Source organism: Burkholderia sp. L27(2015) (genome assembly GCF_009765705.1).
Classification (GTDB): Bacteria; Pseudomonadota; Gammaproteobacteria; order Burkholderiales; family Burkholderiaceae; genus LMUX01.
Genome location: NZ_LMUX01000021.1, coordinates 130,666 through 142,850, shown reverse-complemented (window position 1 = coordinate 142,850; position 12,185 = coordinate 130,666). Strand labels below are relative to the sequence as shown.

Genomic DNA, 12,185 nt, shown 5'->3' with positions numbered 1-12,185 from the left:
CTGACCTTCACGGCAGGATCAGTCCTTCTTCACTTCCTTGAAATCGGCATCGACCACGTCTTCCGCCGGTTTCTCATCGGCACCGGCGTGCTGCGCACCCGGATGCTCGCCTTGCGCGCCTGCGCCACCCGCTGCTGCCGCGGCTTGCTGAGCCTGCAAATCGGCATACATCTTTTCGCCGAGTTTCTGCGCCGCGGTGCTCAACGCTTCGACCTTGGCGTCGATGGCAGCCTTGTCGGTACCCTGGAGCGCGTCTTCCAGTTCCTTCAACGCGCTCTCGATCTGGGTCTTTTCGGCCGCGTCGAGCTTGTCACCATACTCAGCCACCGATTTCTTGGTGCTGTGAACCAGCGACTCGCCCTGATTACGCGACTCGGCCAGCTCGCGCAGCTTGTGATCTTCGGCTGCGTTGATCTCGGCGTCTTTCACCATCTGGTCGATTTCGGCTTCGGACAGACCCGAGTTGGCCTTGATCGTGATCTTGTTTTCCTTGCCGGTTGCCTTGTCCTTCGCGCCGACGTGCAAGATACCATTGGCGTCGATGTCGAACGTGACTTCGACCTGCGGCACGCCACGCGGCGCCGGTGGGATGCCTTCGAGGTTGAATTCGCCCAGCAGCTTGTTACCGGCCGCCATCTCGCGCTCGCCCTGGAACACCTTGATCGTCACGGCACCCTGATTGTCATCGGCAGTCGAATATACCTGCGCGTGCTTGGTCGGGATCGTCGTGTTTTTCTTGATCATCTTGGTCATCACGCCACCCAGCGTCTCGATGCCCAGCGATAACGGCGTCACGTCCAGCAGCAGCACGTCCTTACGGTCACCCGAGAGCACTTGGCCTTGGATCGCAGCGCCCACAGCCACGGCTTCGTCCGGGTTCACGTCGCGACGCGGGTCCTTGCCGAAGAATTCCTTGACCTTCTCTTGCACCTTGGGCATACGCGTCATGCCGCCGACCAGGATGATATCGTCGATTTCGCCGACCTTCACGCCTGCATCTTTAATGGCGATACGGCACGGCTCCATCGTGCGTTCGATCAGCTCTTCGACCAGCGCTTCGAGCTTGGCGCGCGTGATCTTCAAGTTCAAGTGCTTCGGACCGCTGGCATCGGCCGTCACGTACGGCAGATTGATTTCGGTCTGCTGCGTGCTCGACAATTCGATCTTCGCTTTCTCGGCCGCATCTTTCAGGCGTTGCAGCGCGAGCACGTCTTTCGACAGGTCGACGCCCTGCTCTTTCTTGAACTCGGCAATGATGTATTCGATGATGCGTTGGTCGAAGTCTTCGCCACCCAGGAAGGTGTCGCCGTTGGTCGCCAGCACTTCAAATTGTTTTTCGCCGTCGACATCGGCAATTTCGATGATCGAAATATCGAACGTGCCGCCGCCCAAGTCATATACGGCAATCTTTCGATCGCCCTTTTCGGTCTTGTCCAAACCGAACGCGAGAGCCGCCGCGGTCGGTTCGTTGATAATGCGCTTGACTTCGAGGCCGGCGATACGCCCTGCATCTTTGGTTGCTTGGCGCTGGCTGTCGTTGAAGTAAGCCGGCACGGTGATGACCGCTTCGGTCACCGGCTCGCCGAGGTAGTCTTCGGCGGTCTTTTTCATCTTGCGCAGGATTTCCGCGGAAATCTGCGGCGGTGCCAATTTTTCGTTGCGCACGGTGATCCATGCGTCGCCATTGTCGGCTTTCGAGATGGCATAGGGCATCAGCGCGATGTCTTTCTGCACTTCTTTTTCTTCGAAACGGCGACCAATCAGGCGCTTGACCGCATATAGCGTATTGCGCGGATTGGTCACCGCTTGACGCTTGGCCGGCGCGCCGACCAGAATCTCACCGTCTTCCATATAAGCGACGATAGACGGCGTGGTGCGTGTGCCTTCGGCGTTTTCGATCACGCGCACGGTATTGCCTTCCATGATCGCTACGCACGAGTTCGTCGTACCCAAGTCAATCCCGATGATTCTGCCCATTTCTAGCTCCCTGACTTTAATCGTTCCCGGGTCGCCAGCTTCACAGCAGGCGACATTTTGCGTCACTTCGGACCGCGCGACCTCGATTTTTCACGAGGATGGCCGCGCTTCCGATTCCCTATCTATAACCTTGCTCCTAACGTGGGTCCCGACGGCGCTTTTTCAAGACCCGATTTCGCGCAAATCTGCAATTTTTGCGCGTGCAGCGCTCACTGCGGCCTCAAATTGCGCCAAACCATGCCATCCGGTCGCGCGACCCAGCTTGCGGCCGCGATAAAAGAAAAACCAGGTGGGTACGCCATGCAGCGCGAAGCGCCGGGATAACTCCGGCTGCTCGTAGACATTGCTGTGAAACCAGGTCAGCCCCAGCGCTTCGATGGCGGCGGGCTGGGCCAGCATCGCCTTCTTGGCAATTTCACAGTTGAAGCAGTCATAGCCCCACAAAAACACGACGGCAAGCCCATCGCCCGCAGCGGCAAGCTGAGCGTCGAGGTCGGCAGCGGTCACTTCGCGCATCGCGAAGGTGTCGAAAGCGCTACGGTCAATCGAGATTTGCGGCATGGTGCGTGCTCGGCTGCTTATTTCGGCTGTGACACCGTCACCAACGCCGGGCGCAGCACGCGATCCGAGATCAGAAAGCCTTTTTGCAGCACCGCGACCACCGTGTTCGCTTCCTGTTCCGACGGCACCATCGAAATAGCTTGGTGGCGGTGCGGATCGAATTTCTCGCCAACCGGATTGATGGCGATCACTCGCCCTTTTTCCAGCGCCGAATTGAGCTGGCGCAGCGTTAGCTCAACCCCTTGGCGAACCTTGGTGGTATCGCCCGACGTGTCCGCCAGCGCGGCTTCGAGGCTGTCGATCACCGGCAACAGGTACTCGGCAAAGCTTTCGAGCGCGAATTTATGCGCTTTGGTGACGTCTTCCTGAGCCCGACGACGGATATTTTCCGTCTCGGCCTTGGCGCGCAGGAACTCCTCCTGCAGCGTTGCCAACTTTGCCTGCGCTTCCGCCAGCGCAGCGTCGCTCTCGTTGCCGGCAGCATCGCCCGCGACTTCGGGGTTCTGAGCGGCAGAGAATTGCGCTTCGGAATCTTGTTGCGGCGTCGGCGGCGTCGATTGAGTGTCTTCCATTTCCGTATTTCCCTAAATTACTGTGATCAAAAAAAGCAGACCCGAACAGTGATCGAGTCCAAGAAGTTCGGCGGGCTGAAAAGCCCATTTGCGGCGACGCAACACTCGCCCGGGCGCGATCGCGGATGCAGTCGGTTCGCGGCCGCCCCTTTGTTTATGGGGGCATGCGACATAATTTCAAGTCGCCGGCAGGGTCCAAAATCCGCTTTTTCGGCCGTTGCAATGTACGGTAACACTCTTTTTCGAGAGAAAACCACGATTGACATTGAGCCGATATAGTCGAGCGACTAAAATTGAGCTGTTCACGGGCCAACCGTCAACTTGGGCGGCAGCACCGCTCAAAAAAGTTCTTTCAGTCAAGGATCTGCCATGAAATTGACCTTCGCGATAGCTGTGGTCGGATTGGTATTGATCGCTGGCACCACCACGATTTGCATGTCCGGGGCGGTCACCGATCGCACAATGGAATACGGTTTTGCACGCGCCACCGTCGGTCATTGGCTCAGTCCTCAGGCGGCGACCTGCCGCTGATCTTGGGGTTCAGCCGGCCGATTTCGCGGCGGTCGCGCTTGGTCGGACGCCCGTGCAGCGCGGCAGCCGGCTCGCGGAACAGCTTGCGCCGCGCCAACTCCGCGTCTCGTTTCGCGAGGCTCTCCGGCGTTTCCTGATACAAGGTCTGCGCGATACTGGCAGGCCCGCGTACTTCACAAATACCTAGCACCTCGATTTCCCACGCAAGACCGTCGAGTTCGATGCGAACTTGGTCACCGACCCGCACGTCGCGTGCCGGCTTCACCGCTGCGCCGTTCAACGTCGCTCGCCCTTTGTTCACGGCATCGGTTGCAAGCGAGCGCGTTTTGAAGAACCGCGCCGCCCATAACCACTTGTCGAGACGCAAGCGCGCGTGAATATCGTTCTGGACGGGATATTGCATATCTGAGCGTTCAGGCTGCAGCGCTGGCCGGTTGCTGCGCAAGCACCGGCCAGCCCTGTAGATTAAGCGCGACCAATTCGCCCAAGCCCTTGATCCAGGCAGCCGAGGCATTCAGGCAAGGGATCGCGTGATATTCGCGGCCACCGGCTGCGATGAATTCGTCGCGGCCTTCCATGCCGATTTCCTCTATCGTTTCCAGGCAATCGGAGGTGAAGCCCGGGCAAAATACATCAACCCGTCGCAATCCCGCTGTGCCCAACTCTTTCAAAGTCGGCGCCGTATACGGCTGCAGCCACTCCTGCGCACCAAAACGCGACTGGAACGTGACCCGGCATTCGGTCGGCGTGAGGCCCAGTGCCTGCGTCAACAGTGTGCCCGTTTGCTGGCATTGCTCGTGGTAAGGATCGCCCAGATCGAGCGAGCGCTTTGGAATCCCGTGAAAACTCAACAACATACGGTCCCCTCCAGCGAAATCGGGTTTGCCGTGCACGGTCCAGTAGCCATGAATCTGCTCGACCATGGCATCGATATAGCCCGGATAGTCAGGGTACTGTTTGATCATCCGCAACTCCGGCTGGTTGCGCATGCGGCCCAGTGCGCTGAACACGGCATCGAAGGCCGTCGCCGAGGTCGACGCTGAATATTGCGGATACATCGGCACCAGCAGGATACGTCCGACGCCCGCGTGCTTGAGCTGCGCCAATACGGTCGGCACACCGGGATTGCCGTAGCGCATGGCGTAATCGACCACGACGTCATAGCCGTTGGTTTGCAACAATAGCCGCAGTTGCTCCACTTGCGCTTGCGTATGAACGCGCAGCGGCGAGCCTTCCTTGAGCCATACCGCTTCATACTTCTTGGCCGAAGCGCGCCCGCGCACCGGCAGGATGAATAGCCGCAGGATCACCTGCCAGACCAACCACGGAATCTCCACCACACGGGGGTCGGACAGGAATTCGGCCAAATAGCGGCGTACCGCCGTGGGTGTCGGCGCGTCCGGTGTGCCCAGATTGAGCAGAAGAACAGCCACTCGCGACGAGCCGGTGTGCTGGTGCGGCAATTCAAGATCGAAACGCATAAGCCCTCGGAGGACGGCACGGTATAAATCAGGCTGGCTTCGGCGTCGTGCCGCGCCGGTCGGCGCGACGCCGAAGCCAGGTCATGGGCTACGCACAAGCCAATTGAAAGGTCATTATAGCCAGGGGACGCGACTCGACTGCCGGGGGGCGGCGATGGCTTCAGTGCTGCGAAAGCGCTTGCGAGAGCAACCGGGCCGTAATATCGACAATCGGGATGACGCGGTTGTAAGCCATGCGCGTCGGGCCGATCACGCCCAGCGTGCCGACGATCTTGCCATCCACGGTGTAAGGTGCGGTCACCACGCTCATCTCTTCGAGCGGCACCAGCGTAGACTCGCCGCCGATGAAAATCTGCACACCCTGCGCGTGGCTGGACACATCGAGCAGTTGCAACAAGCTGGTCTTTCGGTCGAATACGTCGAATAGCTTGCGCAAGCGGCTCATATTCGACGACAGGTCGGCGATTTCAAGCAGATTGCGCTCGCCCGAAATCAACACCGTCTCGCCGGTATCGGAGTCGTCGGTGCTGGCTACCACCGCTGCCTGCATCAATTGCGTCATGTCGCCGCGCAAGGCATTGATTTCTTCGAGCAGGCGCTTGCGAACCTCGTCGAACGACAGGCCCGCAAAGTTGGCGTTGATGTAATTCGAGGCTTCGACCAGTTGCGCGGGCGAATAGTCGCGCTGGGTCGCCATGATGCGGTTCTGCACGTCGCCCTCGGGCGTGACGATGATCAGCAGGATGCGGCTTTCGGACAAGCGCATGAATTCGATCTGCTTGAACACGTGACTGCGACGCGGCGTCAGCACCACGCCGGCAAACTGCGACAGGCTGGACAGCACGCTGGCGGCGACCGCCACCACCTTTTGCGGCTCGCCGGGCTGCAAGTGGCGGGCCACATTGCGGGCAACCTGTTCGTCGTCGAATTGGGGCTGCACCGTGAGCATGGTGTCGACGAACAAGCGGTAGCCGCGCGGCGTCGGAATCCGGCCGGCCGAAGTATGCGGGCTGGCGACCAGCCCCAGGTCTTCGAGATCCGACATGACGTTGCGTATCGTCGCGGGGCTGAGCTCTAGACCGGAATATTTGGAAAGCGTGCGCGAGCCCACCGGCTGACCTTCGGCGATATACCGTTCGATCAGGGTCTTGAGCAGGGTCTGGGCGCGAGGATCTAGCATGCGGAGTCAGTATTTTCGATAGCTCTATTCTACCGAGAAACCGCGGCGATTCCCTTGCTATCTCACATGACACCGTTCTTGTAGTCGTTATGCCGATTCTTTAATCGCCACAGCTATGGTCTAATGCAACGCATGGAAACGCGCACTCAATTCAAGACTGTCGCCCTGGTCGGGCGCTACAACACGCCTGCGGTGCGTGAACCGCTCTTGGCGCTGGCATCATGCATTGTCAAGCGCGGCTTCGACGTGGTGTTCGAAGCCGAAACCGCAGTCATGATCAATTCGACCGATTATCCGGCGGTCACACCGAGCGAAATCGGCGAACGGGCCGATGTGGCGGTCGTGCTGGGCGGCGACGGCACGATGCTGGGCATCGGCCGCCAGCTCGCGCCCTATAAAACCCCGCTGATCGGCATTAACCACGGCCGGCTCGGCTTTATTACCGACATCCCCATCAGCGAGATGCAAAGTCTGGTGCTGCCGATGCTCGAGGGCAGCTTCGAGCGCGAAGAGCGCAGTCTGCTGGAAGCGCGCATCGTGCGCGAGGGCGTGTCGATCTGCGAGGCGGTCGCGCTCAACGACGTCGTGGTCAATCGCAGCGGCTTCTCGGGGATGATCGAATTACGCGTGAAAGTGGACGGCCGCTTCATGTACAACCAGCGCTCGGACGGCCTGATCGTGGCCACCCCGACCGGCTCCACCGCTTACGCCCTGTCTTCGCAAGGGCCGATCCTGCATCCGCAGTTAAAGGGCTTCGTGCTCGTGCCGATCGCGCCGCATGCGCTGTCCAATCGCCCCATCGTGTTGCCTGAAGATTCCCATTGCAGCATCCAGATTGTGAGCGGGCGCGACGTCAACGTGAATTTCGACATGCAATCGTTCACCGCCCTGCAGCTCAACGACACGATCGAGGTACAACGTTCGCGCTATACCGTGCCATTCCTGCACCCGGTCGGATATAGTTACTTCGCCACGCTGCGCAACAAAATGCATTGGCACGAACACCCGTCCCACGAGGACGACCCTACCTGACGATTCAACCCAATGATTCACCGCCGCTTTTCACGGCGGCCGCGAACCTGCTCGACAAACGATGCTACGACACCTATCGATTCGCGACTTCGTTATCGTCGCCGCCCTGGATATCGAGTTCGACACCGGCTTCACGGTGTTTTCCGGTGAGACCGGTGCTGGCAAATCGATCCTGATCGATGCGCTGGCCCTGACGCTTGGGGCACGCGCCGACGCCAGCGTCGTGCGGGCGGGGCAGGCGCGTGCCGACATCACCGCGTCCTTCAGCACGCACGCCTTGGCTGATGCGTGGCTCGCCGAGCAGGCCTTGGATGGCAGCGGCCAGGAAGCCGGCAGCGTCATGCTGCGCCGCGTGCTGGATGCGAACGGACGTTCGCGCGCCTTTATCAACGGTACGCCGGCAACCTTGGCGCAATTGCGCGAAGTCGGCGAAATGCTGGTCGACATCCACGGCCAGCATGCCCACCAGCTATTGATGCGCCCGGACGCCCAGCGCGCGCTGTTCGACGGGCACGCCGGCTTGAGCGCGCAAGCGGCCGAGGTTGCCCAGGCCTGGCGCGCATGGCGCGAGGCCACGGCCGCCGCGCAAGCTGCGCAAGGACGCGAACGCGAATTGCAGCTCGAACGCGAACGGCTGGCCTGGCAACTCTCCGAACTCGAAAAGCTCGCGCCGCAACCCGGCGAATGGGAAGAGATCAATGCCGAGCACCGGCGTTTGTCGCATGCCGCCAGTCTGATCGATGGCGTCCAGTCGGCCTTGGGCACGCTGTCTGAAGCCGAAGACGCGCTGATCGGTCAGTTGAGCGGTATGGTGTCGCGGCTGAAGGCATTGGCCGAAATCGACAGCGGGCTCAACGACACACTGGCGTCGCTCGAACCTGCCGAGATCCAGTTGCAGGAGGCGGCGTATTCGCTGTCCCATTACAGCCAGCGGCTCGATCTCGATCCGCAGCGGCTCGCGACGGTCGAAACGCGTCTGGACGCGCTGCATGCCGCGGCTCGCAAGTTTCGACTGCGACCCGAATCCTTGCCCGACGAATTCGAGGCGCGGCGCGCCCAACTTGCGGCCCTCGACGCCGCAACCGATATTGCCGCGCTACAGGCTCACGCCGCCCAATTGCACGCAAGCTATCTGCAGCACGCCCAGACGCTGTCGAAAGCGCGCGCGGGCGCCGCGAAATCGCTCGGCGACGCCGTCACCACGGGCATGCAGGATCTGTCGATGGAAGGCGGCAGCTTCGAAGTGGCGTTGGTCGCGCTGCCCGAAGGCGGTGCGTATGGACTCGAGCAAATTGAGTTTCGTGTGGCCGGCCATCCCGGGGTGCCGTTGCGGCCCTTGGCCAAAACCGCGTCCGGCGGCGAGCTGGCCCGCATCAGCTTGGCCCTGTCGGTGATCGCCAGCACCGCCAACCCGACACCGACCCTGATCTTCGACGAGGTCGACAGCGGCATCGGCGGCGCGGTCGCCGAAGTGGTTGGACGCCTGTTGCGGCAACTGGGGAGCATGCGGCAAGTACTGTGCGTCACGCACTTGCCGCAGGTCGCGGCCCGAGGCGAGCGTCATTTCCGCGTTGCCAAGGCGACCCAATCCGACGGCGTGACCGTTTCCACCGTGATGCCGTTGGACAAACCGCTGCGTGTCGAGGAAGTCGCCCGCATGCTTGGCGGCCTCGAAATTACCGCGACCACCCGTAAGCATGCGAAGGAAATGCTAAGCGCCTGATCCGCTCTCGGGAAAAATACTGTCCCACATCGCCAGCACGTCGGCGCGCTCGCCGGCCACGCGCGCGGGTTCGACCCGGGCAACCTCCATGCCGTCGAGCCGCAACTTGTGCTGTAAGCCACGGTAAGTCCGATACGCGGCCCCGGCTTTGTCGGCGTGCTGCTCGCTGAGCAGGCCCAAGGCCGCCAATTCGCGCAGCAAGTTGATATTGCCGGTGTTGCGAACCAGTTGCGGGTACGCGCCAGCGTGCAACAAGATCAGATATTGCACGGCGAACTCGATATCCACCATGCCGCCGCGGTCCTGCTTCAGGTCGAATAGGAGCGTGCGGTTGGGGTGGCCTTCGGCCACGCGCGCGCGCATGGCGACAATCTCTTTGGCCAGCGCCGCGCTGTCTCGCGGCAGCGCCATCACCCGGGCACGGATCGCATCGAACGCCTGGCCCAATCGCGCATCGCCGGCGCTAAAGCGCGCACGCGACAGCGCCTGGTGTTCCCATACCCAAGCCGTATTGGCCGCATCGCCCTCGCGCAACTGGTATTGCCGGAACGCCTCCAGCGAAGTCACCATCAATCCCGACGCGCCGTTGGGCCGCAAGCGCAAATCGATATCGAAGAGCGTGCCCGCGCCTGTGGCCGTGGTCAACCACATCACCAGCCGGCGCCCAAAAGTGGCATACACCTCGGCCGCGCTCTCGTGTTCGTCATCGTAGAGAAAGATCAGATCGAGATCGGACGCATAGCCAAGCTCCTTTCCGCCGAGCTTGCCGTACGCGATCACGGCGAACTGCGCTTGCTCGCGATGGCGCCGCGGTAGCGTTCGCCAGACGGCGTCCAAGGTCACATCGAGCACCGCGTCAGCCAATTCGGATAGCCGGTCGCTGACGACCTGGACCGGTAGATGCCCCGCCAGATCGAGCAGCAGGATGCGAAACACCTCGGCGTGATGGGCATGCCGCAGCAAGTCCATTTGTTGCTCGATGCCATCGGCCGCCGCGAGCCGGCCGCGCAATTCGCGAACGAATTCGGGCCAATCGAACGGGCTTGCCAGCGCCTCGTTGTCGAGCAGTTCATCGAGCAACTGCGGGTGACTGTTTAGATACGTGGCGCCCCAGCGCGAGCCGCCGAGCACCACCAGTACGCGCTTGAGCGCCGCCGGATATTCCGATAACAAGGCCAGATACGCGCCGCGCCGGCTGATCGTGTCGAGCAGGTCGAGAAAACGCAACAGCATGGCATCGGGTGCGGCTACTGGAAACACTGCCGCCTCCACGTGCGGCTCTCCGCAGCCGCCACACGCGGCCAACAAGGCGCGCTGCACCAGCACGTCGAAGCGTTGCCGGCTCGCTTCGGGCAGACCCTGATAGCGTGCAGATACCCGCAACATACGCAGTCGCTCGCGCACGACTGCGGGATCGGCAAAGCCGAGTTCCACCAATTGCGCATCGACACGCGCGTTGAAATCGTCGCCGGTATCGGCAATGGCCTCGCTGGCCATCTCGCGGATCACATTGGGGGTCGCATTGCCACCGGCGCCACTCACCTTGCCGGCGCCGCTGCCCGCCGCTTGCGCATCGCCTGGCTTGCCGCCGGCCTCCCCGTCCGGGCGTCCCGGATTGTTCAGATTGTCGATCAAGCCCTCGCTCAGGCTGTCGCTCCACAGCCAATCGATATCGGGTGCACAGTCGTCGGTCGAGGTCCCCATTGCTTCGGCCTTATCGGCAAAAAGCTGGTCGAATTGCTCCTCGACAAATTGCCTGTGCACGTCGAGCGCCGCCAGCAATTGCGAAAATTCCGGATGGCCCAGCGACTGCGCCAACCGCAAGCGGTCCTGCGGGTCGACCGGCAAAGCATGGGTCTGCGCATCGTCCAGGTACTGCAAACGATGCTCCACCTGGCGCAACAGCAAATACGCGGCGCACAATTGTTCGGCCACCGCGGGCGCAAGCAGGCCGCGCTCGGCTGCCAGCGCGAGCACTTGCCGGGTAGGTCTGACGCGGAACGCGGCGTCCTGGCCGCCGCGTATCAATTGGAACGCCTGCGCGCTGAATTCGATTTCGCGGATGCCGCCGCGCCCGAGCTTGACGTCATCGGCCTTGTCGGGGCGCATGCGCGCGCGCCGGGCCGCCTCCTGACGGATTTGCAAATGCAGCGAGCGGATCGCGCTGATCACGCCGTAATCGAGGTAACGCCGGTAGATAAACGGCACCACGCGTGACTCGAGCTGCGCGGCGAGCCGCTTGGCGGCCGGGCTTTCGCCCTCGGACACCAGCCGGCCCTTGATCCAGGCATAGCGCTCCCACTCACGGCCCTGCACGTAGAAGTACTCTTCCAGCATCGCGATACTGCACGCCAGTGGCCCGGAGTCGCCATTCGGGCGCAGCCGCATATCGACGCGAAAAACATAGCCGTCCGAGGTAATTTCGGCGAGCGCGCCGATCAGACGCCGGCCCAGGCGGATAAAAAACTCCTGGTTCGAAATGCCTGCGCGGCTGCCGCCAGCCGTTTCGCCTTCCTCTTCATAGACAAAAATCAGATCGATATCCGAGGACACATTGAGTTCCCGGCCGCCGAGTTTGCCCATCCCAACCACGCCCAGGCTCAGCGGCAAGCACAGCTGGCCCGCCTCAGCCGTGGCCAGCGGCGCGCCAAACAGCCCTTCGAGCTCGGCCGACAAGACGACCAGCGCACGCTGTATCGCCAGCTCGGCCAGATCGCTGATGGTCGTCGTCACCTCATCGACCGTCGCCACGCCCGCCAGATCGCGTGCCATGACGGTACAGAACACCTCGGCGCGCAGTTGCCGCAAGACGGTCTTGAGCAGCGCGTCGCCCGTGCCCGCGCTGTCACTGGGTACACCGGGGGCGCCCGGAGTACCAGATGCACCGGATGCGTCGGATGCTCCGGCCGCCCATAGCGCATCAAACCGTTGCGTCATCCACTCGCGGGTCAACGGTGCGCTCGCAAGTCGCTGCACTTGCGAGGCCAAAGCGGGGCGCGCCTGGAACTGGCGCGCGGCATACCGGGAATAGGCGGAACTTAGGGCGATGAAGTCAGTCATTTATCGTTACGAAAATAAAGCGTGGCATAGGCATCCACAAGGCAGTCGGCTGATCGGCCTGTGTTACA

Annotated in this window: 10 protein-coding genes; 3 read left to right on the top strand and 7 right to left on the bottom strand. The window is 61.7% G+C overall.

Translation table 11 applies throughout. The features are described 5' to 3' along the window. Positions 1-18: 18 nt before the first annotated feature. The 3 genes from dnaK to grpE form a co-directional block, all read right to left on the bottom strand. The gene (gene dnaK / locus GSQ77_RS19060) at positions 19-1,977 is read right to left on the bottom strand and encodes a molecular chaperone DnaK (protein ID WP_158904352.1); all 1,959 of its coding nucleotides are present in this window, start codon (positions 1,975-1,977) and stop codon (positions 19-21) included. A gap of 162 nt (positions 1,978-2,139) precedes the next feature. Continuing rightward, positions 2,140-2,538, bottom strand: a complete 399-nt coding sequence (locus GSQ77_RS19055; RefSeq protein WP_158904351.1) for a thioredoxin family protein — start codon at positions 2,536-2,538, stop codon at positions 2,140-2,142. Positions 2,539-2,555: 17 nt separating this feature from the next. Next, on the bottom strand, positions 2,556-3,110 hold the full coding sequence (grpE, locus tag GSQ77_RS19050) for a nucleotide exchange factor GrpE (protein ID WP_158904350.1): 555 nt from the start codon (positions 3,108-3,110) through the stop codon (positions 2,556-2,558). Positions 3,111-3,479: 369 nt separating this feature from the next. Between grpE and GSQ77_RS29190 the strand changes: the two genes are divergently transcribed. Then, the gene (locus GSQ77_RS29190) at positions 3,480-3,641 is read left to right on the top strand and encodes a hypothetical protein (protein WP_174246469.1); all 162 of its coding nucleotides are present in this window, start codon (positions 3,480-3,482) and stop codon (positions 3,639-3,641) included. On the opposite strand, the gene GSQ77_RS19045 is transcribed toward GSQ77_RS29190, so the two are convergent. The 3 genes from GSQ77_RS19045 to hrcA all read right to left on the bottom strand — a co-directional run bounded on the left by GSQ77_RS19045 (position 3,613) and on the right by hrcA (position 6,302). Further along, on the bottom strand, positions 3,613-4,044 hold the full coding sequence (locus GSQ77_RS19045) for an RNA-binding S4 domain-containing protein (protein WP_158904349.1): 432 nt from the start codon (positions 4,042-4,044) through the stop codon (positions 3,613-3,615). The two genes, GSQ77_RS29190 and GSQ77_RS19045, sit on opposite strands and share 29 nt — an antisense overlap. Before the next feature lie 10 nt (positions 4,045-4,054). Then, the gene (gene hemH / locus GSQ77_RS19040) at positions 4,055-5,122 is read right to left on the bottom strand and encodes a ferrochelatase (protein ID WP_158904348.1); all 1,068 of its coding nucleotides are present in this window, start codon (positions 5,120-5,122) and stop codon (positions 4,055-4,057) included. Between the two features lie 160 nt (positions 5,123-5,282). Then, positions 5,283-6,302, bottom strand: a complete 1,020-nt coding sequence (gene hrcA, locus GSQ77_RS19035) for a heat-inducible transcriptional repressor HrcA (RefSeq protein ID WP_158904347.1) — start codon at positions 6,300-6,302, stop codon at positions 5,283-5,285. Between the two features lie 132 nt (positions 6,303-6,434). Between hrcA and GSQ77_RS19030 the strand changes: the two genes are divergently transcribed. After that, complete coding sequence (locus GSQ77_RS19030; protein WP_158904346.1) at positions 6,435-7,334, top strand: NAD kinase; 900 nt, start codon at positions 6,435-6,437, stop codon at positions 7,332-7,334. 61 nt (positions 7,335-7,395) lie between these two features. Beyond that, on the top strand, positions 7,396-9,057 hold the full coding sequence (gene recN, locus GSQ77_RS19025) for a DNA repair protein RecN (RefSeq protein WP_158904345.1): 1,662 nt from the start codon (positions 7,396-7,398) through the stop codon (positions 9,055-9,057). On the opposite strand, the gene glnE is transcribed toward recN, so the two are convergent. Then, positions 9,046-12,117: a bifunctional [glutamate--ammonia ligase]-adenylyl-L-tyrosine phosphorylase/[glutamate--ammonia-ligase] adenylyltransferase gene (glnE, locus tag GSQ77_RS29610; protein WP_254067701.1), complete on the bottom strand. Its 3,072-nt coding sequence runs from the start codon at positions 12,115-12,117 to the stop codon at positions 9,046-9,048. The two genes, recN and glnE, sit on opposite strands and share 12 nt — an antisense overlap. Positions 12,118-12,185 lie beyond the last annotated feature (68 nt).

What these genes read in the sequence shown, in the direction of transcription:
- grpE (WP_158904350.1), bottom strand. Translation starts at nt 3,110, where the DNA reads ATGGAAGACACTCAATCGACGCCGCCGACGCCGCAACAAGATTCCGAA.
- hemH (WP_158904348.1), bottom strand. Translation starts at nt 5,122, where the DNA reads ATGCGTTTCGATCTTGAATTGCCGCACCAGCACACCGGCTCGTCGCGA.
- dnaK (WP_158904352.1), bottom strand. Translation starts at nt 1,977, where the DNA reads ATGGGCAGAATCATCGGGATTGACTTGGGTACGACGAACTCGTGCGTA.
- recN (WP_158904345.1), top strand. Translation starts at nt 7,396, where the DNA reads ATGCTACGACACCTATCGATTCGCGACTTCGTTATCGTCGCCGCCCTG.
- GSQ77_RS29190 (WP_174246469.1), top strand. Translation starts at nt 3,480, where the DNA reads ATGAAATTGACCTTCGCGATAGCTGTGGTCGGATTGGTATTGATCGCT.
- GSQ77_RS19045 (WP_158904349.1), bottom strand. Translation starts at nt 4,044, where the DNA reads ATGCAATATCCCGTCCAGAACGATATTCACGCGCGCTTGCGTCTCGAC.
- hrcA (WP_158904347.1), bottom strand. Translation starts at nt 6,302, where the DNA reads ATGCTAGATCCTCGCGCCCAGACCCTGCTCAAGACCCTGATCGAACGG.
- GSQ77_RS19030 (WP_158904346.1), top strand. Translation starts at nt 6,435, where the DNA reads ATGGAAACGCGCACTCAATTCAAGACTGTCGCCCTGGTCGGGCGCTAC.
- glnE (WP_254067701.1), bottom strand. Translation starts at nt 12,117, where the DNA reads ATGACTGACTTCATCGCCCTAAGTTCCGCCTATTCCCGGTATGCCGCG.
- GSQ77_RS19055 (WP_158904351.1), bottom strand. Translation starts at nt 2,538, where the DNA reads ATGCCGCAAATCTCGATTGACCGTAGCGCTTTCGACACCTTCGCGATG.